The 24,518-nt window shown below is 57.8% G+C and carries 24 protein-coding genes; 10 read left to right on the top strand and 14 right to left on the bottom strand.

Annotated features, from left to right (window positions below; all coding sequences use genetic code 11):
- Positions 1 to 26: 26 nt before the first annotated feature.
- The 5 genes from HBR94_RS12870 to HBR94_RS12850 all read right to left on the bottom strand — a co-directional run bounded on the left by HBR94_RS12870 (position 27) and on the right by HBR94_RS12850 (position 9,088).
- A complete protein-coding gene (locus HBR94_RS12870) occupies positions 27 to 3,215 on the bottom strand; it encodes a hybrid sensor histidine kinase/response regulator (RefSeq protein WP_170044921.1) in 3,189 nt (1,062 codons plus the stop codon).
- An 82-nt stretch (positions 3,216 to 3,297) separates the two neighbouring features.
- Positions 3,298 to 4,491 carry an EAL domain-containing protein gene (locus HBR94_RS12865; RefSeq protein WP_057959499.1) on the bottom strand — a complete coding sequence of 398 codons (1,194 nt, stop codon included), beginning with the start codon at positions 4,489 to 4,491 and terminating at the stop codon, positions 3,298 to 3,300.
- Entirely contained in the window at positions 4,478 to 7,288 is a 2,811-nt protein-coding gene (locus HBR94_RS12860; RefSeq protein ID WP_170044920.1) for an ATP-binding protein, read from the bottom strand. The genes HBR94_RS12865 and HBR94_RS12860 overlap by 14 nt, the downstream gene beginning before the upstream one ends.
- 64 nt (positions 7,289 to 7,352) lie before the next feature.
- Positions 7,353 to 8,339, bottom strand: coding sequence for a hypothetical protein (locus HBR94_RS12855; protein ID WP_057959501.1), 987 nt, complete (start codon positions 8,337 to 8,339; stop codon positions 7,353 to 7,355).
- A 23-nt stretch (positions 8,340 to 8,362) separates the two neighbouring features.
- The gene (locus HBR94_RS12850; protein ID WP_120733122.1) at positions 8,363 to 9,088 is read right to left on the bottom strand and encodes a molecular chaperone; all 726 of its coding nucleotides are present in this window, start codon (positions 9,086 to 9,088) and stop codon (positions 8,363 to 8,365) included.
- Between the two features lie 521 nt (positions 9,089 to 9,609).
- Here HBR94_RS12850 and HBR94_RS12845 point away from each other — a divergent pair.
- Positions 9,610 to 10,014, top strand: a complete 405-nt coding sequence (locus tag HBR94_RS12845) for a DUF2251 domain-containing protein (protein WP_170044919.1) — start codon at positions 9,610 to 9,612, stop codon at positions 10,012 to 10,014.
- Between the two features lie 522 nt (positions 10,015 to 10,536).
- Here HBR94_RS12845 and HBR94_RS12840 read toward each other — a convergent pair.
- Complete coding sequence (locus tag HBR94_RS12840; RefSeq protein ID WP_057436468.1) at positions 10,537 to 11,061, bottom strand: DUF3833 domain-containing protein; 525 nt, start codon at positions 11,059 to 11,061, stop codon at positions 10,537 to 10,539.
- Between the two features lie 357 nt (positions 11,062 to 11,418).
- Here HBR94_RS12840 and folE point away from each other — a divergent pair, with 357 nt between their 5' ends.
- From folE to HBR94_RS12825, 3 genes are all read left to right on the top strand, one after another.
- Complete coding sequence (gene folE / locus HBR94_RS12835) at positions 11,419 to 11,979, top strand: GTP cyclohydrolase I FolE (RefSeq protein ID WP_057436461.1); 561 nt, start codon at positions 11,419 to 11,421, stop codon at positions 11,977 to 11,979.
- Positions 11,980 to 12,181: 202 nt separating this feature from the next.
- A complete protein-coding gene (locus HBR94_RS12830) occupies positions 12,182 to 13,720 on the top strand; it encodes a cryptochrome/photolyase family protein (protein WP_170044918.1) in 1,539 nt (512 codons plus the stop codon).
- Positions 13,717 to 13,857 (top strand): DUF2256 domain-containing protein, encoded by a 141-nt coding sequence (locus HBR94_RS12825; RefSeq protein WP_120733116.1) that lies wholly within the window; start codon positions 13,717 to 13,719, stop codon positions 13,855 to 13,857. Before HBR94_RS12830 ends, HBR94_RS12825 begins: the two co-directional genes overlap by 4 nt.
- 147 nt (positions 13,858 to 14,004) lie before the next feature.
- Here the strand turns inward: HBR94_RS12825 and HBR94_RS12820 are convergent, their stop codons facing one another.
- Together HBR94_RS12820 and HBR94_RS12815 are read right to left on the bottom strand one after the other, a co-directional pair.
- A complete protein-coding gene (locus tag HBR94_RS12820) occupies positions 14,005 to 14,784 on the bottom strand; it encodes an EAL domain-containing protein (RefSeq protein ID WP_170044917.1) in 780 nt (259 codons plus the stop codon).
- A 319-nt stretch (positions 14,785 to 15,103) separates the two neighbouring features.
- Positions 15,104 to 15,664, bottom strand: coding sequence for a chalcone isomerase family protein (locus tag HBR94_RS12815; RefSeq protein ID WP_262383390.1), 561 nt, complete (start codon positions 15,662 to 15,664; stop codon positions 15,104 to 15,106).
- A gap of 168 nt (positions 15,665 to 15,832) precedes the next feature.
- On the opposite strand from HBR94_RS12815, the gene HBR94_RS12810 reads away from it, so the two are divergent.
- From HBR94_RS12810 to HBR94_RS12800, 3 genes are read left to right on the top strand one after another with little or no spacing between them, the layout of a single operon-like run.
- Complete coding sequence (locus HBR94_RS12810; protein ID WP_170044916.1) at positions 15,833 to 16,297, top strand: DUF393 domain-containing protein; 465 nt, start codon at positions 15,833 to 15,835, stop codon at positions 16,295 to 16,297.
- A 10-nt stretch (positions 16,298 to 16,307) separates the two neighbouring features.
- The gene (locus tag HBR94_RS12805; protein ID WP_170044915.1) at positions 16,308 to 17,018 is read left to right on the top strand and encodes an SDR family NAD(P)-dependent oxidoreductase; all 711 of its coding nucleotides are present in this window, start codon (positions 16,308 to 16,310) and stop codon (positions 17,016 to 17,018) included.
- Between the two features lie 14 nt (positions 17,019 to 17,032).
- Positions 17,033 to 17,338 carry a DUF6482 family protein gene (locus HBR94_RS12800; protein WP_115128216.1) on the top strand — a complete coding sequence of 102 codons (306 nt, stop codon included), beginning with the start codon at positions 17,033 to 17,035 and terminating at the stop codon, positions 17,336 to 17,338.
- Here the strand turns inward: HBR94_RS12800 and HBR94_RS12795 are convergent.
- Together HBR94_RS12795 and HBR94_RS12790 are read right to left on the bottom strand one after the other, a co-directional pair.
- On the bottom strand, positions 17,333 to 17,950 hold the full coding sequence (locus tag HBR94_RS12795) for a dTMP kinase (protein ID WP_170044914.1): 618 nt from the start codon (positions 17,948 to 17,950) through the stop codon (positions 17,333 to 17,335). The genes HBR94_RS12800 and HBR94_RS12795 overlap by 6 nt on opposite strands.
- Positions 17,947 to 18,276 carry a lysozyme inhibitor LprI family protein gene (locus HBR94_RS12790; RefSeq protein ID WP_170044913.1) on the bottom strand — a complete coding sequence of 110 codons (330 nt, stop codon included), beginning with the start codon at positions 18,274 to 18,276 and terminating at the stop codon, positions 17,947 to 17,949. Before HBR94_RS12790 ends, HBR94_RS12795 begins: the two co-directional genes overlap by 4 nt.
- A gap of 112 nt (positions 18,277 to 18,388) precedes the next feature.
- On the opposite strand from HBR94_RS12790, the gene HBR94_RS12785 reads away from it, so the two are divergent.
- Positions 18,389 to 19,042, top strand: a complete 654-nt coding sequence (locus HBR94_RS12785; protein ID WP_222932007.1) for a TetR/AcrR family transcriptional regulator — start codon at positions 18,389 to 18,391, stop codon at positions 19,040 to 19,042.
- Between the two features lie 10 nt (positions 19,043 to 19,052).
- On the opposite strand, the gene HBR94_RS12780 is transcribed toward HBR94_RS12785, so the two are convergent.
- From HBR94_RS12780 to HBR94_RS12770, 3 genes are read right to left on the bottom strand one after another with little or no spacing between them, the layout of a single operon-like run.
- Entirely contained in the window at positions 19,053 to 19,520 is a 468-nt protein-coding gene (locus HBR94_RS12780) for an Atu1372/SO_1960 family protein (protein ID WP_170044912.1), read from the bottom strand.
- 24 nt (positions 19,521 to 19,544) lie between these two features.
- On the bottom strand, positions 19,545 to 20,447 hold the full coding sequence (locus tag HBR94_RS12775; RefSeq protein WP_115128213.1) for a glycine betaine ABC transporter substrate-binding protein: 903 nt from the start codon (positions 20,445 to 20,447) through the stop codon (positions 19,545 to 19,547).
- Positions 20,447 to 20,917 carry a VOC family protein gene (locus HBR94_RS12770; protein WP_115128212.1) on the bottom strand — a complete coding sequence of 157 codons (471 nt, stop codon included), beginning with the start codon at positions 20,915 to 20,917 and terminating at the stop codon, positions 20,447 to 20,449. The genes HBR94_RS12775 and HBR94_RS12770 overlap by 1 nt, the downstream gene beginning before the upstream one ends.
- A 142-nt stretch (positions 20,918 to 21,059) precedes the next feature.
- On the opposite strand from HBR94_RS12770, the gene HBR94_RS12765 reads away from it, so the two are divergent.
- Together HBR94_RS12765 and HBR94_RS12760 are read left to right on the top strand one after the other, a co-directional pair.
- Positions 21,060 to 21,440: a RidA family protein gene (locus HBR94_RS12765; RefSeq protein WP_057438469.1), complete on the top strand. Its 381-nt coding sequence runs from the start codon at positions 21,060 to 21,062 to the stop codon at positions 21,438 to 21,440.
- A 94-nt stretch (positions 21,441 to 21,534) separates the two neighbouring features.
- Complete coding sequence (locus tag HBR94_RS12760; RefSeq protein ID WP_170044911.1) at positions 21,535 to 23,538, top strand: U32 family peptidase; 2,004 nt, start codon at positions 21,535 to 21,537, stop codon at positions 23,536 to 23,538.
- A 34-nt stretch (positions 23,539 to 23,572) separates the two neighbouring features.
- Here HBR94_RS12760 and HBR94_RS12755 read toward each other — a convergent pair whose 3' ends face one another.
- The gene (locus HBR94_RS12755) at positions 23,573 to 24,487 is read right to left on the bottom strand and encodes a DMT family transporter (RefSeq protein WP_170044910.1); all 915 of its coding nucleotides are present in this window, start codon (positions 24,485 to 24,487) and stop codon (positions 23,573 to 23,575) included.
- Between the last annotated feature and the right edge of the window lie 31 nt (positions 24,488 to 24,518).

Here is a 24,518-nt window from a genome sequence, read left to right as displayed (position 1 = left end):
CGTGTACACAAGGGCGTGCGGTGCGCTCATAGCTGCGCCCCGAGCAAGGCCGACAGCCTGCCGATAACCTGCTTTATCCGTAGTTCCAGCCCGGCATTGAGCCGACCGACTGCCAACTGGCTTTCCAGCTCGATGCACGCCTGGGCCAGGTCGAGTGCCTGCACGGCACCCAATGCGCCGGCAACCGAGTGCAGGGTTTCAGCCAGGCACCGGCAATCACGCTGCTCAAGAGCGGCACTGATGCGCTGCAAGTCTTGCTGCACGCTGCTGATAAACAACGGGCGCATTTTGTCCGACAGCTGCACCGTGTCAATCACCAGCAGCTCAGCGCGCAATGTCGGTTTGCACAGTTTGATCAATTGCGCACGCAGGGTTTGCAGGCTCAAGGGTTTTACCAACCAGGCATTCATCCCGACCGCCAGACAACGAATGCCTTCCTCGCGCATGGCATTGGCGGTGACACCGATGATAGGCAATTGAGGATCATGCTCCCTGAGGATGCGGGCCAGTTCATAGCCGTTCATCAACGGCATATTGATGTCCGTCAGCACCAGGTCAAAGGCCTGGGGTTGCCACAGGTGCATGGCTTGCTCGCCATTGTCTGCCAGCGTCACCGTGCAGCCGAGGGCCTCGAGTTGCTCCTTGATGATTTCCTGGTTCACCGGATTGTCTTCGGCGACCAGAATGCGCAGCTCCAACTGCCCCGCGCTCTGTTGCTCGACACGCAGCGCTGACGCCTGTTTACCTTGCTGTGCCAGGGCAACCACCGACGCAATGGCGCGCACATCATGCATATCCACTTCCCAGCCCTGCGCGGTGCACAGAGGCGGGCTATGCGCGCCCGGCACACACAGCACCCGCGGTCCAGCCCATGGCTGCAGGGGGCCGGCAGGCAGCATATCCACCAGCACCGCCTGCGCACTCTGTTGCTCCAGGGGCAGCGCCGACAACGTGGCCTGGATACCCAAGCGGTTGAGCCAGTCGCACAGGGACTCCGCCAACTCGCGCACGGGTGCCTGCACATACACAGGAGAAGTACTCGGTTCAATGGGCGTGAGGCCCGGCAGCTCGCTGGTGCCGAGCGGCAAGCGCATCTTCAGGGTAAAACTGCTGCCCAGGCCGGGTTCGCTGACGACCTTGATCTGGCCGTCCATCATCTCGGCCAGCCAGCGACAAATCGGCAGCCCCAACCCTGCGCCGCCTTGGCCGGCGGTGTCCGGGGCCTGGTAGAACAAATCGAACAGCTTGGCTTGCTGCGCCTGGCTGATGCCCACGCCAGAATCGGTCACCTGCCATTCGAGGTCGACGCGATCGTCGCCGCGGCGCACGGCCCTGGCCCGAATCACCACGCGCCCGATGTCGGTGAACTTGACGGCATTGCTCACCAGATTGTTGAGGATCTGGCGGATACGCATGGGGTCGCCGACTACGCAGTCCGGCAGTTGCGCGTCAATGCAGCCATACAGTTGCAGGCCCTTGCGCTGAGCGAAGGCGGTGTAGGTGTGCAGCGTGTCTTCCAACATGTCCAGGGGGCAGAACTCGATGGATTCGATTGCCATCTGCCCGGATTCTATTTTCGACACATCCAGCACGTCGCTGATCAGTTGGAACAACGTCGCAGATGAGCGCTGGATCGTGTGCAGGTAGGTTTTCTGGCGTGGGTCCAGGGGCGTCAACCCGAGCAATTCCAGGGTGCCCAGCACGCCATACAAAGGCGTGCGAATTTCATGGCTCATGGTCGCCAGGAACAGCGTCTTGGCTTCGTTGGCCGCGTCGGCGGCCCGCCTGGCATCTTCCAGGGCCAAGGCATCCTCGATATGGCGGGTGACGTCGCTGAACGCATACAGGCGCACATCCTGGCCCTGGTAACGGGTCGAGACAAAGCCAACCTGCAAATGCCGGCCCTCGATCTCCAGGTAGGTTTCGCCGCTCTCGGCACTTTCTTGGATGCGGCCGAGGGCAGCCACCAGCCTGGTCGTGCCCGGCCATTGCTGCGCCCGCTGGTTCTCGATCAACACCTGGCCATCTGCGCGGCCCACCACACACAGCCCAGTGGGCGCGGTGTCGATGATCACACGGCTAAAGGCCACGCTCTCTGCGATGCGTTCATGGGCCTGGCGCGCCGGGCGAATGACTTGCTTGCGATACCAGCGGGTGCCGGCCCAGGAGATCGCCAGCACCGCACAGATAAACAGCGCCAGGCTGGTCAGCGGCCAAAAGGCATAGCGAAAAAAATGCTTGTAGCTGATCCCATAGATCGCCGTCCACTGCTGCTCGGTGTCGTGGGTAATTTTGAACTCCAGGCCGGTGGCCCGAAAGTTGAGCCCCTCACTCAGCGAAGAGGCCAGGAGAGAAGGCCCCGCCAGCGTCTGGCCGCTGGGTGAGAGCAGGGTGAAGCGGTCGTAGACGGACGACTCGATCGTGCGCTCCACATCGTTGACTTGCGCCATATCCAGCAGGGTGGCCACCAGCACCTGTTTATTGCCTTCATGCCTGCGCATCACCTGGGGGTTCAGGGTAATGCCGATGTAGGCCAGCAGACGCGGAGGCGCAGGGTCTTCGCCGGACGTGACGTAGGCTTCCCAGTAAAGCTGATTGTCCGCCAGAGGCTGAGGCAGTTGCCCCAGCCTTTGTTGCACAGCGTCGGCCCGCTCGGCGGAGGGGCCGTTGTAGGCGGTCTTCCCGCCGCGCTGGTAGCCGACCGCCGGCACCGTTATGTAGTAGTTGACAAGCCTATTGAAGACAAACGCATGGGGTGAAGGGTAGGGCGACGATGACCAGAATGCGCTGTAGTAACTGGCCAGGTGGGTCCCCAGGGCAAATATCTTCTGCTGCTCGCCAGCGCTGACTCGTTGCTCATCGAATCGGCTGCTGAAGGGCACCGAAAAGGCGAACTCGCGGCCTTCAAAACGCGTGTTGTACGCATCCAGCCTTTGCCCCTTGAGGCTGGCCTGGGTGTTTTTGTCACTGATCAGATCGCGCTGGATAGCGGGCTGCGCCAGGGTTCTCAAGAACGTTTCCTGCTCCTGGATATTTTCCATCAGCCGGGCAAAATGAAAACGCACGGCGGCGTACTGCTCGTCGATCACTCGCTGCAGTGCCCAGTAACTGGTGCCCGCCAACAGCAATGCGAGACCGAGCACCACCATCAGCCCTTTATTCAGGCGCAGTGAGCTGCGGGTGAATGCTTCAAGGATGGCGTCGTTGTGCTTCATTAAGGGGTTTCGCAGGCGGATGAGAAATCGGCACTGAATGGAGCTTACTCCTGATAGAGGTTAGACAAAATCGGGCCGCAGGCTAATGAGATGTCGCGGGGCCATCATTGTTCAACAGTTGCTGAAATTGTTCCGAGGAGACTGCCTGAGAGATCAGGAAACCCTGAACTTGAGTGCAATCAATTTTGCGCAGCAGGGCCAGTTGCTGGGGCGTTTCAACGCCTTCGGCAACCACGGTCAGCCCCAGTTTACGGCCCAGTGCGATGATACTGGCCAGGGCCGACGTCATGCCTTCGTTATCGTGGCAGCCTTGTACCAGCGCCTGGTCGATCTTGAGCTCGGTAAAAGGGGTCGAGACCAGGTTCAGGTATGAGCTGTAGCCTTTGCCGAAATCGTCCTGGGACAAGCCAAACCCCTTGATACGCAGGCGGCAAGCTCCGGCATAGAAGTTACTGATGTCCTGGGGCACCGAGCACTCCATCAGTTCGAAGCAGATCATCCCCGGAATACCCTGGTTATCCAGGACAAAATCCAGCAGGCGGTCTGCCAAGTCATGGCTATTGAGCAGGTGGGTCGGCAGGTTGATCGACACTGGAACATCGTATCCACGCTGACGCCATCGCTCCTGCGCATGAATGGCCTGCTTGAGCACCAGCCACAACAAACGCTCCTCCAGTTCGAAGGTCTTGATTGCCGGCAAAAACGCCGCGGGCAACATTAGCCCTTGCTCGGGGTGCATCCAGCGCACCAGTGCTTCAGCGGCGACGATACGGCCGTTGGCCAAGGATTTCTTGGGTTGGAACCACGCCTGGATTTGCCCGTTACCCATGGCCTGGAGCAGCGTATGCCGGCCAATTTCCGCTGCGGCGGGGAGCGACGGGTCAGGGCTGCGATCCTTGTGATTGAGTTGGCCGACCAGGCTGCGCAGCGCGTCGGCGGCGACGGGTTTTGAAATCAGACCGATGACTTTCACATCAAGGTTTTTCGCCACCAGGCTGGCCGCCATCAACATGCGCCGCGACGCGGCACTCATAATGGCCAGGGCGGGCTTGCAGCGCAGGGTTGCCAGGCTCTGGATAAACTGCACGCCATCCATGCCGGGCATCAGCAGATCAGTCAGCACCAGGTCGAAATCCCGCTGGCGCAAACGCTCCAGTGCCTCGTTCCCATCCTGGGCGGCTTCAAGCATGAAGTCTCCCAATTCATTGAGCAGGTTCTGCAGGTACAAGTGCTGCAGAGGATGGTCCTCGACGATCAAAATACTATAGCGCTTCATGGGGGATCCGTGCGTAAGGCTCCAGGTAATTAAAGAGGGCCCGCAACGCAAAGGGTTTGACCAGGCAATAGTTCATACCTGCGGCCAGGCACAAGTCGGCCTCGCCGCGCATGGCGTTGGCGGTAGCCCCGATGATGGGCAGCGAGCAACCTTGGCTGCGTAACTCCCTGGCTAATTCATAGCCGTTGACTCTGGGCATATTCACATCCGTCAGTACCACATCGAAGTGTGAGGCCTTGCACAGCAGCAGCGCTTCATGACCATCGCAGGCCAACTCCACGGTGCAGCCAAGTTCCTCAAGCTGATCGCGCAAAATCAATTGATTGATAACGTTGTCCTCGGCCACCAGCACATGCAGGTTGAGCTTGCGCAGTTCACGCTTGTGCGCCTGCTCGTCGACCCTGGCCACCCACAACCCTTGCGCCTGGCTGACAGCCTGGTGAATCGCGCTCAACTGATTGAGGTTGGCGTGCCACGCGCCGGTCTCGCTCTGCTGGCCATTGCTGCTGTTGCTGCTCACCAGGATTACCGGCCCCGGCCAGGCGGGCACCAGTGGCTGTTCGAAACTGCCTGGATGCAGTTCCAGCAGTAACTGGCCCTCGGGGTGGGTCGGCTGGCCGATCTGTGCGCGGGCGCCCCAACGGCGCAACCAGCCGCCGATGGATTGAGCGAGTTCGGGGATCGGCGAAACCACATAGATCGTCTCTGCCAACAGGCTGCTCATGGGCGTACAGGGCGCCTCTTCCAGAGGCAGGGTCAGGCTGAAACTGCTGCCCAGGCCCAGTTCGCTGACCATACGGATATGCCCGTTCATCAATTGCGTCAGGCGCTGGCAAATCGGCAAGCCGAGCCCGGTCCCGGCCACCACGTTGGTGTTGCCTTCGGTTTGGTAGAAAGGTTCGAAAATCATCGCCTGGTCTTCCTGGGCAATCCCTTTGCCGGTGTCGGACACTTGCCACAGAACGCTGGAGCGCTCGTCGTCGCGGTCCAGCAACTTGACCCTTAGCACCACGCGCCCATAGTCGGTGAACTTCACGGCGTTGTTCAGCAGGTTATTGAGGATCTGGCGAATGCGCGTGACATCCCCGATCAACCGCTCGGGCAACTTGGGGTCAAAGCAGGCATAGAGCTGCAAGCCCTTGCCCATGGCAGCGGCGGCATAGCCCTGGATGATTTCATTGACCAGGTCCAGCGGCGAGAACTCACTCAGTTCCAGAGCCAGTTGCCCGGCCTCGATCTTCGACACGTCGAGTACGTCGCAGATCAGTTGCAACAAGGTGGCCGAAGAGCCTTCTATTGCATGCAGATAGTCTTTTTGCTGGTTGTCGAGCTGGGTGCGGGCCAACAGCTCCAGGGTGCCCAGTACGCCATACAGCGGCGTGCGTATTTCATGGCTCATGGTCGCCAGAAACAGGGTTTTCGCGGCATTCGCTGCGTCGGCCGACTGCCGGGCCTCTTCCAGGGCGGCTTCAACTTGCTTGCGCGCACTGATATCACTGAAGGCGCAAAACAGCACGTCCTCGCCTCTATAGCGGGTAGGCGCGCTGCTGAGGTAAAGGTGGCGGCCGTCGAGGGTCTCGAAGTAGTCGCAATGCCCGGACGGAGCGCTATCGAACGCCTGGCGGATCCAGCCGGTGCACAGCGCTTCGCGCTCCAGGCCGTTACCCAGCCAATGCTGGGCCAGGGTGTTTTCCAGCACAACCTGGCCGTCGGTGCGACGCAGCACGCACAAGGCGACCGGCGCGGTCTGGATCACATCGCGACTGAAGGCCTCGCTTTCAATCAATGCCTGAATCCCGTTGATCGAGGGGATGATGAAGCGCTGGTTGACCCGGCGCATCACCAGCCAGATCAGCGTCACACTGAACAGGCAAAACACCAGCGAACCGAGCAGTTCGCGCCACAATCCGCGGACCACATCCCGCAGGTTGATCGAGTACATCAGTTGCCAGTCCGACGACTTGAGTTGCTTGCGAATGACCAGATGATCCGGCACCAGGCCACTGCCGACAAAACCGAAAAAGTTCGCACCCTGGGGCTCGAGCAATGACTGGTTCAGCTGGGGTTCGTGGCTATTGGTAAAGACCAGCATGCCCTTGGAATTGAGCATCATGAACTCGCCCGCACTCTGGTCATTGAGGGTCATGGACACTTCGTGGCTTTCCATTTCCAGGCCCAGCCAGCCGGAATTGGGGTCACGCTCATCCAGCAGAATGAATAGATACAAATGTGAATGCCCTTCGCTCTGGTCACTCAGCCAGAGTTCGCCTGGGTCCACTGGGTTGCGTTTCTTCAGCGTCCTGAGGCGATTGAGCATGCATTGGGAGAACGGTAATACCTGCGCCGTCGAATCGTAGAGTCGGGTTAATTGCGGGTTCGGGCCGGCGGTCACGTAAAGCAGGTTGACCTGTTTGACCTTCAGGTAGTTGCGCATGCGTGAGGTCAGCCAGATGCTCCACTGGTTGCCCGGTGTACTGCCCAACTGCAGGCGCTGCTCTTCGCTGGAAGCCGGGTACGCTTGCGCTTTGGCCTGCATGGATTTGCGCACCGCCGACAGGCTCAGGCTTTCGAGCAAGGCTTCGCGGGTAGTGAAAAACGTATGGGCTTCGGCAATCGCGCTGCTCATGTAGCCGCGCCGCTGAGAGATGTCATTGTTGAACGTGGACAGCAGAAACGTGTAGACACCGCTAAAGATGCCAATCAACAACACGATGGCGAAAAGACGAAGCAGCCTTCTGGCTGCTTCGGGTCGGGACAGGACGGGATTGATCTGGAGCAGATAACTTTTAAATCGCATCGGCGGATTTTAATGAGCCATCCGCCGCCTGGGCATAAGACGATCCTTAAAAGCGCCCATGGGCTTACTTGTAGAACATATCGACGACCACCGCTGCATCGAACGCGCCAGGCTGAGGCAGGGCGCGCCACTTCAAATCAGCCCTGAAGTCTTGGCGGAAGGTCTGGTTGGCACCATTCATTTTGGCCAAGGGGAACCATTCATTGAATGGCAGGTTTTGATGGGTGTAGTCCCAGGATAACGCGATGCCCACGGAGCTGTTATTAGCGGGCACCAACAAACCATTGATCACGCTCCCGCCGCCCGGTGTCGTGGCGAAGCGAGCGCTCACCGTGTACGGAGTGTCACAGGCTTTGCGCAGGCTCAGATTGAAGGTAGCGGTGCTCGCCACTTCACCGACCTTTGCCAGGCGCGAGGGTTTGGGAAAGTTGACGACACTGGGGGTAATCGTCAGGTCTGGCGTGCAGGGCACAAAGCGGATGTCGTTCACGCCGGTGACAATGTAGTTGAGGTTGCTGTTGGGCCGGCTGTTGAGCCCCGTAATCCCGTCCAGTTGAAAGACCCGGTATTGCGACAGGGTGCTGGCCTGGCCGTTTTGCGGCGTGCTACCAAACTTCTCGATAAACACGCTGAAGTTGAGGGTGAACCGGGCCTTGTCCCAACCGACGCAATTTGACAGGTTGCAACCGCGGTCGGAGTAGAACCCTGTACCGTACTTGCCACTGCTTTGGGTGATGGGCACTGAGTTATAGCGGATCCCGGCGCGAATGCCCTTGCCGATACTGACGCTTGCCGGGTTCAGGTAAAAAAACACTTCTTCGCGGCCGTGCTCAAAGTCATCCTTGCAAATCACGTTGACCGAGCGTGGGCCCGACTCCCAGATAATCGTGCCATCCGGCGCATCGGCCGCCACCGCCAATGCGGTACCCAGCGGTGCGGTGTCGGCGACCGAGCCGCTACCGTCCACCCGGCAGGCCAGCGCATAGCTGGTAGCGGGGAGGGCAGCGCTGACAAGCAGGGTGGCCACGAGTAGGTATTTAAGAGGTGACATAGGTCGGTATTCCCCGCGTTCCATCACTTGAGAACCGCGCGATGGCGGGCCTGCAAGCCGATATCGGTGATTTCGGTAAAGTTGATTTGGCTCCCGACGCTAATGGGGGCCTGGGTGCTGAAGACTTTGCGCTCACCGGGCTTGAGCAATAGGTAGTCATCCAGCACTTGAACCTGGCCGCCTTTGTCGACTTGCACATCCACCAGGGACAGATGAAACGCACTGGGATTGGTGACGGTCAGGGTTTGCCCATCGGTGCGGCTCCATACCAGTTGCGGCACGGCCTCTGACGAACTGCCTGCCAGCCCGGCCGGGCGATAGAACAGCTTGAGGCGCTGGCGCACGGCAAATTGCACACTGTCGGCGGCTTCCGGCTTCAGCGGGATTTCCATGACGTTAAGCAAGAACATCGACTCCACATCGCTGGGCAAGCCTGCGCCGGCGTACAGAATGCGCAGCAGGTGATGCTGTTGAGCATCCAGGCGAACCAGCGGCTGAACCACGGCAAAGGGCACCGGCGAAGTTGCATCATCGTCCTCGCGGGTGACCCAGCTTTGCACCGCCAGTTCGCTGGAGGACTGATTGACGATATTGATGCTGGCTTCTTTATATTGGCCAAAGTAGATCAGGCGCGTGCCTTCAATCTTGACCGTCGCCTGCGCACAGGGCGCCAGAGCCAGCAACGCTGCAATCAGCGCACTGATCCAGAGCAGGGAGCGGCAGAATGGCAAGTGGTTGAGAGGTGACATGAGGGCCCGTAGCTTTCCTGGGTATGTTGGAGTGGCTTCGGGGTCCATGGTAGGAGGTGGGCGTCAGGGATTCTCTCAGGCGATTCTTAAAAGGGAAAATTGCTGGCTCAGGGCTGGGGGCTTTGTGTTTGTCACCGCCGAAAGTGACGCCCTTGTTAAAGAAATACACCACCACATGCCAGTGCTGGTCATGGGCCAGGTTAAAACCTGATATCAGCTTGAGCTGCCTTGAGTCGAGCGTGCCTGCCAATTGCGCAGCCACTTCATACAGTGCCGGCTGGGGCAGGGGAGTCGGTGGTGGAAGGGGCACCACAGCGCGAGCCGGGACGTTCATAGGCGATCAGCGGCGGCAGGATCGTATCCTACTGTACATTCATATAACTAAACTAAACAGTTATTTAGTTTAGTTATTCATTTTTTGTTTTTTTTGACAGGCATAGGGCAGGTTAACAGTTGTCACCCAGCCGTGGGCTGTTGGTATTCTTGATGTCTGAAACATTCAACTCGTAAAGGAATACCCGATGCCAATATACCTCGCTGCCGAATCAGAACTGCACGTGGGCCAAAACTCGGTCACAGAAGCACCCGCGGAAGAAGGAACTTACGTTGTCGTATTCGAAGACGACGAAGACACCGGCTATTTCTACGTCCTGGATACAGCAGCAGAAAGCAACCCGATTCAAGACGCGCTGCATATCTACAACGTCGCGGACGTTTCAGACAAACATAAACCCTCCAGTTTGAAGATCGGTTGGTCAGTTGATCACAGCAAGGCCGTGTTGCTAATCAACGATTATCCGCATGCCATATTCGATTTCACGGCGAAACAAGGCTATTGCCGTACCGGGTTTCCACCGCACACTGGCAATGGTTGGTCTGAACATGGCCACGACTGGGATGATGCTGCGCTTGAACTGTTCGCATGAGTACGAGCCTGGGTTAGCCAGGCTTTTTCTTCTGCGCAAAGGATCCACCAGGTTTAACGGGTAGGCAGCGCCACAGCGAGTTTCAGCATCGTGTTTTTCCAGCAGGCGAGAAACACGGGGGGCCGCTTGGTGAAAAGCGTCAAGCAGAGCCCAACGAGGATATTCCATCGGTTCGCATAATATATATTATGTTAAATTATGTGTTATTCAACGGGCTATCTACTCCGTGTTCGTGGCGCGTCATTGAATGAGGTCGCTGGCGATGAAACTGGTTCAGTGCCGTTCCTCTACCGCTGCTTGTGCAAGCTGGTGATGCGGCGCTGTTGCCCATACTTGCCCATTCATCTACACCCAACTTAAACCCAGGCACCGTGCTTACAACACGGCTGCGGCACATCTGCGTGCGATCCTCGCTTTCTACTCCTATGCCAGAACCCGAGATCTGGATCAGGCTGGAGTTACTTCCACAGTGGGTTGAACACCGGAAACGTGCAGGATGTACCTGCCGCCGGCCCTGACTACTCAAGGTTGCTTACGGAAGAACAAAGTGATCTGGCCTACCTCCACTCCGAATTTGGTCATGAACGAGCGATTGATCATGGTGTTCTTGTCCATAAGGTACATCCAGTCGTCTAATTCAACCTGATACTCCTTACCATCCACAGGAAGGCTCAGTACGTATTTCCAGCGCAGGGTATTGCCTGCCATCTCACCACGCGCTTCCCCCACCACGTCGTCAGCGGTTCCGCGCCATTGGTTATGGCCAACTGGCGTTAGCGTCCACACCCGTTTTTGTTTAGTGCCATCGCTGTAAGTAAATGACTCATCGAGTATTAACTTATTGCCTTCGGACTGGCCATTGATCTCCACGTGGAAGCGCTTTACCACCTCACCTGATCGCTTTTGAAACATGCCCCAAGCTTCGACCCGCCCCTCGAAAAAATCGCGTAGCTCAAGGGTGGGCATCTCCTGGCGGTAAGTATGCACATCTACCCGGCTGCAACTCGCGAGACCAATGCTTAGCAGAACTATCAATACCTTTAACATGTGCAACTCCTCAACGGTCTCAGGGGTTTAGAACCGCCCAGCAATTGGGATTGCAGCTGCGGGCACGCCAAAAGCTATACAAAACAATTAATTTGTACAGCTGAATCCTCAGGTCCGCGTTACAGCCACACAAACGGACTCCGACGGTCTGTCCAAGGGGGCACGCGCATCGCGTAGAAATGGTGCCTGCGACAGCCACCCATACGCATCACGCCTAGGAATGGCGCACATTGTCAGGTGGTTTTTTTAGGCCTACCCTATACAGAACCTATACAGCGCATCAGATAATGTACAATAAAAACTGACCACTGGCGCTGCAATTTGACGGTAAGAGCAGCATGGCTTCGAGGAATCTTAATGAACACATCAATAGCCGAGCATTACCGTGAAATTCTCGTCGGCGTCGGCGAGAACCCTGAGCGTGAAGGACTGCTGGATACTCCCAAGCGTGCAGCCAAAGCGATGCAGTACCTGTGCAATGGCTACACGATCAGTCTAGAGGATTTGATCAACGGCGCATTGTTCGAATCGCAAAACGATGAAATGGTCATCGTGCGCGACATCGAACTGTATTCTTTGTGTGAGCATCACCTGCTCCCCTTCATCGGCAAGGCTCATGTTGCCTACATCCCCACTGGGCGGGTGCTGGGCCTGTCGAAAGTCGCCCGGGTCGTCGATATGTTCGCCCGCCGCTTACAGATCCAGGAAAACCTTACAAAGCAAATTGCCGACGCTATTGCGCACATCACTGATGCGGCCGGCGTGGCCGTGGTCATTGAGGCAAAGCACATGTGCATGATGATGCGGGGCGTGGAGAAACAAAATTCGGTGATGACCACCTCAGTGATGCTGGGCGCCTTTCGTGAGTCGTCCGCTACGCGGCTGGAGTTCCTGCAACTGATTGGGCAACGCAGTTAACGCTCGGAGCTCGCGCAGGCTTGCAGGAGAGACTCAATGAACAGTTCCTTTGAAATGAACGCCTTGGTGATAGGCGCCAGCGGTGCGCTTGGCGCAGCGTTTGGAATGGCTGAAAGCAGATCCACGACGATATCGAGTCGTTACGCATTCCTTTCTCGCTGGCGGCGCCCTGGTGAGTCACGTTGCGCCGGGGGCCTGGCAAATGAGTAAGATTCGCCGACTGTGCCTGGTGCTGGGCGACCAACTGTCTTGGGACTTGGCTTCATTGCAGGGGCTGGATCCCCAGCGCGATGCGGTGTTGCTGGTCGAGGTGATGGAGGAAGCAAGCCATGTGCCCCATCACCCACAAAAAATCGCGCTGATCTTCAGTGCGATGCGCCATTTTGCCGAGGCGTTGAAGCAGCGCGGTATCCGCGTGCACTACGTCAGCCTGGATGATCCGCACAACAGTGGATCGGTGCCCGGCGAGTTACGGCGCTGGCACTCACTGCTTCAGCCACAGCAACTGCACCTGACTGAGTGCGGTGACTGGCGCCTGGAGCAGTCGCTCAAGGACTGTCGCTTAACGATCCAGTGGCATAGCGATAGCCGTTTTCTCTGCACCCGCGGCGAATTTTCGTCTTGGGCCGAGGGCAAAAAGCAGCTGCGCATGGAATTCTTCTACCGCGAGATGCGGCGCAAAAGTGGCTTGTTGCTTAATGGCGACCGCAGCCCGGTCGGTGGCGCCTGGAACTTTGATGCCGAAAACCGCAAGGCGTTGCCCAAAGGTGTGAGAGCGCCCTCACCCATGCGCTTTTCGGCCGATGCCATCACCCAGGAAGTGCTGGCGCTGGTGGCAAAAAACTTCTCCGGCCACTATGGCGCCCTCGACACCTTCGACTACCCGGTAACCCACGCCGATGCCCAAGCCTTGTGGGATTACTTTCTCGATTGGGGCCTGGCTGCGTTCGGCGACTACCAGGATGCGATGGCCAGTGACGAACCCTTCCTGTTTCATGCGCGGATCAGCGCCGCGCTAAATATCGGCCTGCTGGATCTGCGCCAGTTGTGCAGCGACGTCGAAGCCGCGTACTGGGCGCAGCGGATTCCGCTGAACGCTGCCGAAGGCTTCATTCGTCAACTGATCGGTTGGCGGGAATACGTCCGAGGCATCTACTGGTTGAAGATGCCTGAATATGCCGACGGAAATGAATTCAGCAACACACGGTTGCTTCCAGAGTTCTACTGGACAGGCGAAACGAAGATGAACTGCATGCGCCAAGCCATTAACCAAAGCCTTAAGCATGCCTACGCTCATCACATCCAACGGCTAATGGTTACCGGCAATTTCGCTTTGCTCGCAGGTATCGCGCCGAGTCAAATATGTGAGTGGTACCTGGCAATCTACATGGACGCGTTCGACTGGGTGGAGTTGCCCAACACACTTGGTATGGTCATGCATGCAGACGGCGGCTACATGGGATCTAAGCCTTACTGTGCGAGCGGCCAATACATCAAGCGCATGTCCGATTATTGTCGTGGCTGCGCGTACAAGGTGAGCGAAAGCACCACAGATGATGCCTGCCCTTTTAATGCGCTTTATTGGCACTTCCTGATACGTCACAGCGACCGCCTGCGCAGCAATCACCGTATGGGCATGCCGTATAAAAACCTCGACCGAATGCCTGAATCAAAGCAGCAAGCGCTCTGGCAACGTGGTCAATTGTTGCTCGCAAACTTAGATAACGGTGAATCATTTTGAAAAAGAGTGAACTCCCGGTCAAAACCTGCATGACTTGCGGCCTTCCCTTCCTATGGAGGAAGAAATGGGCGCGCTGCTGGGAGGAAGTTCGTTACTGTTCTGAGCGCTGCCGGCGTAGTAAACCTGCCCAGTGCTGAGCCAAAAAATGGCCATCACAGGCCCTCTTGGACTCAAACCAAAATCACTTGCTTAGCCAGGATGTCGGTGTGATGTTAGGCGTTTTAGAACGTTACACCAAAAATCACAACCTGAGCCTACAACGATGTGCGCTATGAAATTTTCAATTAGGAATAAATTGGAAGCGGTAGTAGAAATGTATCAGGTCGTGCGAAGAGGTACCCTTGCATAAGATCTATGCCTAAGCGGAGTAATGCATCACTCTCATCACGGGTTTCAATACCTTCGGCCACAACCACTATATTTAAACGGTTTGCGACTAAAACAATACCTTCGACTATTGCAGTTCTAACTGGGTCTTTGTCAATGTTTCTTGTGAGAGCCATGTCAATTTTTAGCACATGAGGTTGGAACATCGCCAATAAATTCAACCCCGAGTAACCCGAGCCGAAATCGTCGATAGATGTAGTGAAACCTTGACGCTTGTACTCTTCGAAAATCCCCTTTAGATGCATAGGGTCATCAACACGTTCACCTTCGGTCACTTCGAACATTAGTCTCTCTGGAGGGAACCCAAACAGTCTGGCAGCCTCCAGAGTGGCTCGAATGCAGGTTTCGGGTCGATACACAGCATTTGGCAAAAAATTGATACTGAGCTTGCAGTCTGGAATGCCCAGCAAACCTAGTTCCGTCGCTCTCTCGATAGCCTTGACTCGGCATGCTTGGTCAAAGCGGTATCGGTTGTCGTCATTAACCTGATCCAAGATGCTCGCCGCCGACTCACCGTTCACCCCACGTACAAGGGCTTCATAGGCGAAGGTTGTGCGCGTTCTTACGTTAACGATTGGCTGGAATGCCATTATGAAATCGAACCCCAACCCTTCTAGATTTCGGCACTCTGCGCAGCCGACTGATACGAACGTAGAGAACGCAATATTACGGGGCATGGCTGATCCTCCAGATTTTTAGCAACCCTAACCTATAATTTTCGAGCTTTCAGTATGTATCGGCACTGATCTGGCTTCGTTGAAGGCGCATGTTCATCGCGCGCAACGCGCCAGCCTAATAGTGAGGTGTCGCTCGCCATAATATTGATGAGAAGCAGGCCGAAAACCAGCATGGATAAAGGCAATGCCCGTTTTTCGCCACGCCAATATCTTGTTTTGCGCATTTCCAAGCAGAGCCAGCATCACTGGCACCAGCGCGATGAATGCCGGCGTCAGGACACCGGTTCGACAAACCCGGTTTATCCAATTGTGCAATTCCTCAACGCCCTCTGGGTTTAGATCCACCCAGCAACTGGGCTCGCAGTTCCGGGTTGCGTGTTCGGGGGTCAAGCCAGATCGCAAAAAAGGCTTTGGCGAAAGCTTCATCCCTCACCACGCGCCTTAGGTTGTCGCCGAAGTAAAACCGCACGCCCTCTCCAGGAACATAAACGCCCGTGATGCGGTCGCCTGCGCGCACATTGACGAACGCGTGCTGCATTTCCCGCTCCCAGCGGCCCATCAGATCTGAGTTCAGGCCATAGGGTGACAAGCGACGGATTTCCTTGATGCTGGCCTCGACTAGATCGTCGCGGCTAATAGCGCGGCTGTAGGTGAGTTCAAGCGCAAAAGGTGCATCTGCAACCAGCGGCTCACCGGCGATCAGGCGTGGGCTCCAGAACTGCGCGCTGTAGACCGAGAAACCGAATACTCGCATATCCCCGCTGCCCAACAGATGGGCATTGGGGACCGCCTCACGCCAATCGGCAAATATGTCCGGGCTCTGGAGCATAAGAGCAATACAGATAAGGTGGCGGACCAAGCTATCGTTGCGCGTAGCCATGCAAATACCTCGATAAGACTCTTGGATACCTTTGCGCTTGCCACGCGTCAATTGCGGGCGCGTAGCCGGATGGCATTGGCCCGTGGTTAACACGCATAAGCATTGCGCACATTGTCAGGTGGTTACTTTAGGCCTATCTTAGATAAAACCTATACAAGGTATAGTGCAATGTACAACAAAAATCCTTGGCCACTGACGCTGTACTTTGACGGTAACTGTCCATTGTGCGCGCGGGAAATCAAGATCCTGCGCCGACACGCCACACATGGCCGACTGCTATTTATTGACTTAAACAGCGCTGAATTTGACGCCAAGGCCCTTGGCTTTACGTTCGAGCACATGCAGTCCGTACTTCACGCCCGTTTCGCCGACGGCCGCTGGGTTGAAGGCTTGGACGCCACCCTATGGAGCTGGCGTGCCGCCGGCCTGGGATTCTGGGCCAGCCCCCTGACCTGGCGTGCACTTCGACCGCTGCTGGCGTTCGGTTATCAGCTGTTCTGCCGCTTGCGCCCCCATTTGGCGTGGTTGCCTCACCCGGATGGGCGACGTCGATGTGTCGATAACCGTTGCGCAGTGCCGGAATCACAACACGCACCCGACGCGTCGGACACCTTGAAAACGAGGCAGCCTTAGAGCGCTACTCATGAACAGCCCCTTCGAAATGAACTCCCTTGGCGACGGCTATCGCGCCTTAGTGATAGGCGCCAGTGGAGCCCTTGGCACGGCGTTTTGTCAGTTGCTCAAAGAAGATCCACGCTGCTCGGTTGTTCGCGAACTGACGCGTCATAGTCTTCCGGGGTTGGATCTGGAAGAGCCCGAGAGTATCGCCAAAGCCGCCGCCGAATTAGCTGAAGAAGCCCCGTACCAGTTAATCCTGCATGCTGCGGGCCTGCTCCATCGCAAAGAAATCAAGCCGGAAAAGAGTTACTCCGCCATTGAGGCGGATGCGTTTCAGGCAGTGTTCCAGGTCAACGCCCTGGGACCAGCGCTTGTTTTGCGTCATTTTTTGCCATTGCTCGACCCTCGTGGCGCGATGGCGGTGCTTTCGGCCAAGGTTGGCAGCATCGGCGATAACCGTTTGGGCGGCTGGTATGCATATCGCGCCTCCAAGGCCGCGTTGAACATGTTGATTAAAACCGCGGCGATCGAACTGGCGCGAACCCGCCCGCAAACCCGCTTGCTGAGCCTGCATCCAGGCACCGTTATTTCAGGCCTTTCACAGCCCTTTCGTGGTGCCTCGGCAGCCAGGCCGGCACACATTGCTGCCCGCGAGTTGTTATCGCTGATTGACCGTCTGACTGCTGCCGACAGCGGCAATTTTTTTGCTTATAACGGCGAGCGCCTACCCTGGTAGGCAAGGAGTAAACCTTGAATTTGCAAGCACTGACCGAACGGGCCGCGAAGGGCGAAATACGCGAGCTGGAGTTGCTGTCACTCGAAGGTGGTTTTTATCTGGCACGAATCCGCCTGGATCACGGCCAGTTCACCCTGCTTGATGATGCGGCCAAGCCGATGCGCCTGCGGTCGACCACCCACCTGCGCGACTTGCTGCAGACCGTGCCGGCATTTCCTTGCGTGCTGGTGCAGCAATGCGCGCACGACGAAATGTGCGGCCGGGATTCAGGGCCTGTCGAGGAGCTGCGTATCCCGTTTTCGCTCACCACGCCATTATGAGCAGGCAAGCACGCGATAAATCTCAGAAACCACCTGCAATGTTGCCTCTTCAAGCGTTCCCTCGTTGCGGCATAAAACCCAGCCTTGATCTGCAACCGCTCGCTCGAACGCCTGGGTACAGGCAACATGTTCTTCCAGCGTATGCATCACAGTACTGCTCAGCCCGCGCCGTCGTGCTGCGGCCCTCGCCCATGAAATTTCAGGGGCGGTGACGATCCCGACGTGCAGGTCTGGCACTTGCACGTTGCGATCAATGTTCAACTGGAGAATGTCTGCAAACGGGACTATGCGCCGAAACGCGGCATCAGACGGGTACCAGCGATCAATCAACACAATGCTGCCCGGAGGTTGTTTAGTCAGCACCTGTCGGGAAATCCATGCACGGCTATCCGCGAGGCGTTCACACACCTGCAACTCCAGATCCCGGCAGGGATTTCTCACCAGCTTGTTAACGAGGGTCATTGTTTCCCGTCTAAAGGGATCGCTTTTTTTCTCGCAAAGTCGGATTACCGTTTTGGCGTCTGCCCTCAGTACTTTCGTAACGGCTTCCAACAGTGTGGTTTTGCCGGTGCCCTTGGGCCCATCCAGAGAAACAAACAGCGGAAGATTCATTGTTGCAGTTCAACCAACCGCTGCTTGTAACTGTCACGAATGCAGGCCTGTTTGTCGTCAGCTTTCCAGCAGTCGTTGCGCCCCTTGATCCAGCCACGTTGCTCGGCCTTGAGCATCTTGGCCTGGCTGCCGGCCTTTTTCAGCGCGGTGTTGTAGGTGCTCGCCATCTGGCGATCCAGGGCGGAAAGCGCTTCGCTGCCGCAAATCAGCGTTTCCACGGAACTGGCCATGTTTGCGCTGCACTTGAACGAAGGTCCGGTCTGGGCGTGTGCGCTGATGGCGAAAATGGCCACTGGCAACAGCGCCGCGCGGATGAATGAATGCATAGGAGTCTTCCTGTAAAGGTGTCGATGGCCACATCGATGCGGGCCCACGTTGACCGCTGCAACGCGTATGATTCTGTCACGCTTTCTAGATGTGGCACTGCATAGGTCAACAATGGCAAAAATCAGCGTTATCAACAAGGCGACCACGCCAGGCCGAAAAAATCTCACGGCTGCCGATCGTCAGCAGCAGATGGTCGAACGAGCGATCACCCTCTTCGCCCAGAAAGGCTTTGCGCTCACCACCCGCGAGCTGGCCGAGGGGCTGCAGGTCACCCAGCCCCTGCTCTACCGCTACTTTCCCAGTAAGCAATTACTCATCGAACAGGTGTACCAGCAGGTGTTCATGAACCGCTGGGACCCTGAGCTGGAGCAGCAGCTCAAGGACCGCACGCGTCCTTTAAGGGAACGGCTGATTGATTACTTTATCGGTTATACCCGCACCATCCTGAGCAATGAATGGGTGCGGATCTTTCTGTACGCCGGCCTGCAGGACCCGGAGTTGAACCAGCGCTATCTCAAACAATTGCACGAGACGGTGTTCCTGACGATCATCGAAGAGCTGCGTCATCAGAAGCAACTGAGCGCCCCGCTGGATAAACACGCGCTGAGTCTTGAGATCGAAGTGCTGTGGGGCTTCCACAGCAGCTTCTTTTACCTGGGGGTGCGCAAGTGGGTGTATCAGATGCCCGTCCCTGAGAATCTGACCGAACTGATTACCCTGCGGGTCAATGCCTTCCTCGATGGCGCCCTGCATAACGAGGCGTAGTGAAGGCCGTTTACGGGGCGTCGATTTCCGCAAAGAGATACACCAGGCAAAAGCCATCCATGGGGATGACCGGGTTGGTCCAGATCATGCGCGAATGCCGGGCCTGTTCGGCGAAGACTTCGACCAGCACGTCAGACGCGCCATCCAGGGCTTTGGGGTGCTCATGGAAATCCTCCGCCACATTCAGTACGCCTTCCAGCCGATAGACCTGGCGGATACAGCTCAAATCCCCCACCGCATCCTTGAGCTGGGCAATTGCATTCAATGCCGCCAGGCGACAGGCCGCATACCCTTGCTCCAGGTTCAGGTCGCGGCCCAGGCGCCCACGGTACAGCAGCCGGCCATCAATCCAGGGGAATTGCCCGGAGGTCATCAAGGTATTGCCAACAATGCTCCAGGGCACGTAGTTACCCAGGGCCGGGGCGGGAACAGGCAAGGTGATGCCGGCGGCCTGCAGACGCGATTCAGGGGTGGTCATGATCGGTTCCTGTTTTGATTGTGTTCAGGCCAATGGCGCCAGCCAGGAGGCGAGAGTCTGCGGGTTGTTCAGTAGCCAGCCCTCAGCCGCCTGGTCCGCACTTTTACCCTGGCGATTGAGGGCGTAATCCAACTCGGCGACAATCGCATTGCTCAGACGGATGTTATCGAGCACCTGCAATTGCGCCTCGCTGAACCGCCCCAGGCGATCAACCCGCGCCAACAGCACCGCACGGTCGACACTGCCCAGCAGCCCCTTGGGATCCTTGAGATCACGGATACGATGGCGGAAATGCAGGAACTGCGGATGCCAAAGTGGCACCACGCCCCATCTGCCCTCCTCGACCAGCGCCTCGAACGCCGCCACGCATTGTTCCTGGGTGCCGGTGCGAAACTGGTAGCCCGCCGCCGCAAGGCCGTAGTCCTCCATCATCCGCAGCGAAAACCGGGTAATCCCGGCGCCCGGGCCAATCCCCTGGATCAGCGTGTGCATACGGGCGATAACCTCGGGTTTGCGCAGGTCATCCACGGAGTCCACCTGCGACACCGGCACATAGTCGGGCACACCCCACAACGCATACGGGGTGTAATGCAGGCCCAATTCGCGGGTGGCGACCACCTCTTCCACCCGGGCTTTGTACATCCCATGGCTGGACGGGATCCATGCGGAGGCAATCATGTCGATGCTGCCAGCACGCAACTGCTCGAAATTGGCCTCGTGCAGCGCATACGAACGCTCCACCCCAAAGCCCATGCGCTGCAATACCGAAGCAACCACCGCGGCTGTCGCACGATGAAAGGACAGATCAGTCACACCGAGTCGTACCATGGTTGGGCTCCTCTCAGGGTTATTGCCACGGGCCAGCAGCGGCGCCAATAACGCTGCGCTGCCCAGGGCTTGAATCACACGTCGACGTTTGAAGTCCATCAGCGACCTTCCGCAGACGGGCCAATGGCAAGGCTCGCCATGGCCTCGCCGACAATCCGGGTTCCTGGCACATAGTCAAAGATCATTTCGATGGTGATGCCGTTGGGGTCTTCAAGAAACAGCTGGTGCTCGCCAATCTGCGGAATCACCCGTTCGCGAAAGGCGATGCCCAGGGATTGCAGGCGGTTCTGCACGGTTTCCAGCCCTTCACAACGCAGCGAGACATGGTCAAGGGCGCCCGACCCGTAGCCGCCCGGCTTCTCGCCCAGATAGGCCTGCAGATCCTTGTCACCGCCCACGATACTGGCGATGTGCAAGAGCGGACGGCCGCCGGCGTACATCCAGCAGCCAGGGAAACGAAAATCCGGGCGCGGCCCAGGTGACAGGCCAACCACTTGTTCAAAAAACTCGGCGGTCTTGCCCCATTGTTCGGTGCGAATGGTGAAATGGTCGAGCGCTAGGACTCCCATGTTCTCTCCTGACAGTGCGGATTAGAGACGGTACAGCTGCATATTTTATCATTCGATAATTTATTTCAAGGGATAATTTATCGACCGATAACTAGTGCGTAGCGTTTACTATCCACGCTGTTCCATTCACCTAGGGCTCCCCATGAGCAACCACGACCTCAGCTTCACCCCCGACCTCGACCCGGATTCGATTTCCTCCGACGTCATCGGCTTCAACGGCATCCTGGTCTCCACACAAATCCCGGTACGCGCCGATGGCAGCCTGGAATTGGGCGATGTCACTGCGCAAAGCGAATGCACCCTGCAAGCCCTCAAAGTCGCCCTCGAACGCGCCGGCAGCAGCATGGACCGGGTCATGCACTTGACCATCTACCTCACTGACATGGCCGACCGCGCCGCATTCAACGAGGTGTACAAGCGCTTCTTCGCCAAACCCTGGCCGGTACGCGCGGCGGTTGGCGTGGCGTCGTTGGCGGTCGAAGGCATGCGGGTTGAAGTCACGGCGATGGCCGCCAAGGGCTGAGCCCGGCGCGTCATTGGGCATCCAGCGGGTGCCCGCCAGGCGATTCACGGCTACAATGCGCGCCTCAACCGTGACAAGCCTGACTAAAAAAACTATGTCCTTGCCCAAGCATCATCTGGAATTGCTCAGCCCTGCCCGCGATGTCGCCATCGCGCGCGAGGCCATCCTGCACGGCGCCGACGCCGTGTACATCGGCGGCCCAAGCTTCGGTGCGCGCCACAACGCCTGCAACGACGTGAGCGAGATCGCCCAACTGGTGGAATTCGCCCATCGTTACCACGCCCGGGTGTTCACCACCATCAACACCATCCTGCACGACGACGAACTGGAGCCGGCCCGCAAGCTGATCCACCAGTTGTACGATGCCGGCGTTGATGCGCTGATCGTCCAGGACCTGGGGGTGATGGAGCTGGATATCCCGCCCATCGAGCTGCATGCCAGCACCCAGACCGACATCCGCACCTTGAACCGGGCCAAGTTCCTCGACCAGGCCGGGTTCTCCCAACTGGTGCTGGCCCGCGAGCTGAACCTCCAGGAAATCCGCGCGATTGCCGATGAAACCGATGCCGCCATCGAGTTCTTCATCCATGGCGCGTTGTGCGTAGCGTTCTCCGGGCAATGCAATATTTCCCACGCGCAAAATGGCCGCAGCGCCAACCGTGGCGACTGCTCCCAGGCCTGCCGCCTGCCCTACACCCTCAAGGATGACCAGGGCCGCGTCGTGGCCTTTGAAAAGCACCTGCTGTCGATGAAAGACAACAACCAGAGCGCCAACCTGCGCGCTTTGGTAGACGCCGGCGTGCGCTCGTTCAAGATCGAGGGCCGCTACAAAGACATGGGTTATGTGAAGAACATCACCGCCTATTACCGCCAGCGCCTGGACGAGATCCTCGAAGACCGCCCGGACCTGGCTCGCGCTTCCAGCGGGCGTACCGCGCATTTCTTCCTGCCAGACCCGGAAAAAACCTTCCACCGTGGCAGCACCGACTACTTCGTCAGTGACCGCAAGATTGATATCGGCGCCTTCGACACCCCAACCTTTACCGGCCTGCCGGTAGGCGTGGTGGAAAAAGCCGGCAAGCGCGACTTGCAGGTGATCACCCATGAGCCGCTGTCCAATGGCGATGGCCTCAACGTGCTGATCAAGCGTGAAGTCGTGGGTTTTCGCGCCAATATCGCCGAGCCTAAAGGTGAGTTCGAAGAAGACGGCGAAAAGCGCTACCGCTACCGTGTCGAGCCCAACGAAATGCCGGCGGGCCTGCACCAACTACGACCGAATCACCCGCTCAACCGCAACCTCGACCATAACTGGCAGCAAGCGTTGCTCAAGACCTCCGCCGAGCGGCGGGTTGGCGTGTCGTGGCAGGCCACCCTGCGCGAAGACCAATTGCAACTGACCGCCACCAGTGAAGAAGGCGTGAGTGTCAGCACCACCCTGCCCGGCCCGTTCGGCGTGGCCAACAAGCCGGAACAGGCGCTGGACACCTTGCGCGACCTGCTTGGCCAACTGGGCACCACCCAGTATCACGCCACCGCAATCGAGCTGGACGCCCCCCAGGCGTTTTTCATTCCCAACTCGCAACTCAAGGCCCTGCGCCGCGACTTAATCGAAGCGCTGACGGTTGCGCGTGTCGAGGCCCACCCCCGTGGTGGTCGCAAGGCCGAAACCACACCGCCGCCGGTGTACCCGGAGTCGCACCTGTCGTTCCTGGCCAACGTCTACAACCAGAAGGCCCGCGACTTCTACCATCGCCATGGCGTGAAGTTGATCGATGCGGCCTACGAGGCCCACGAAGAAACCGGTGAAGTGCCGGTGATGATCACCAAGCACTGCCTGCGTTTCTCCTTCAACCTGTGCCCCAAGCAGGCCAAGGGCGTGACCGGCGTACGCACCAAGGTCGCACCGATGCAGTTGATTCACGGCGATGAAGTACTGACCCTGAAATTCGACTGCAAACCGTGCGAAATGCATGTGGTGGGCAAGATCAAGGGGCATATCCTCGATCTGCCGCTGCCGGGCAGTGGTGTGCAACAGCAAGTCGTGGGGCATATCAGCCCGGCGGACTTGCTCAAGACCATTCCCCGCGCACCGCACTGAGTCCCCCTCTGTAGGAGCTGGCTTTGGCTGGCTCCTACAAGGGGCGCTTAGCATGAGAGGGCGAAACATCCGACTTCCAGTGCCACCACCATCCCCGCTGCAACCCCGCCGCCGCCAGCAGAATCGCCGCAACACCCAGCCATTGCGTCCAACCCAGACGATGCCCATAGGCCATCCAATCAACCAGGATCGCCGCAATCGGGTAGATGAACGACAACGCCCCAGTCAATGCCGTCGGCAGTTTTTGGATCGCGCCATACAGCAGCACATACATCAGGCCGGTGTGCACCATACCCAGTGTCAACAGCGCCGCCCAGGCATCAACCGGTGCTGAAAGGCTGTGCCATGAAACCAGTGGCACCAACAGCACCGCACCGGTACTCACTTGAATCAGCGCCAGCAGATGGGGCGGCACAGCCTTCAGGCGCTTGATAATCAGTGCAGCGATGGCATACAAAAGAGCCGCGCCCAGCGCCTGGGCCACGCCCCACAGGTATTGATCACCGCTGCCCTGCTGCTCGCCATGGGCGGTGACGATAGCCAACATGCCCATGAATGACACGCTCAGCCACGCCAGCTTCTGTACGGTGATTTTCTCGCCAAGCAACAGCGCCGCGAGAATCACCAGCATAAATGGCTGAACGTTATAGACCGCCGTGCTGATGGCAATCGACGCTTTTGAATAGGACGCAAACAGCAACAGCCAGTTACCCACGATGGCCACGCCGCTCAACATGGCCCAGCCGAGTGTCGAATAACTCAACCAGGCACTGCGCAGATACCCCAGGTGCCAGCACACCAGCAACAAGGTCAAGGCGCCAATGACGCAACGCCAGAACACCACCTCAATGACCGGCACCCCAGACACCAGCACAAACCAGCCGATCGTGCCGGAGATCAGCATGGCGCCAACCATTTCCCATGAGCCGCGACGTATGGATTTGTCCATGATTAAGCTCCTCGAATGAGGCTAAATTATG

The sequence above is a fragment of the Pseudomonas sp. WS 5412 genome, assembly GCF_012985615.1.
GTDB classification, from domain to species: Bacteria; Pseudomonadota; Gammaproteobacteria; order Pseudomonadales; family Pseudomonadaceae; genus Aquipseudomonas; species Aquipseudomonas shahriarae.
Note: the sequence above shows the minus strand (reverse complement) of the source record. Positions and strands in the feature narration are given on the sequence as shown.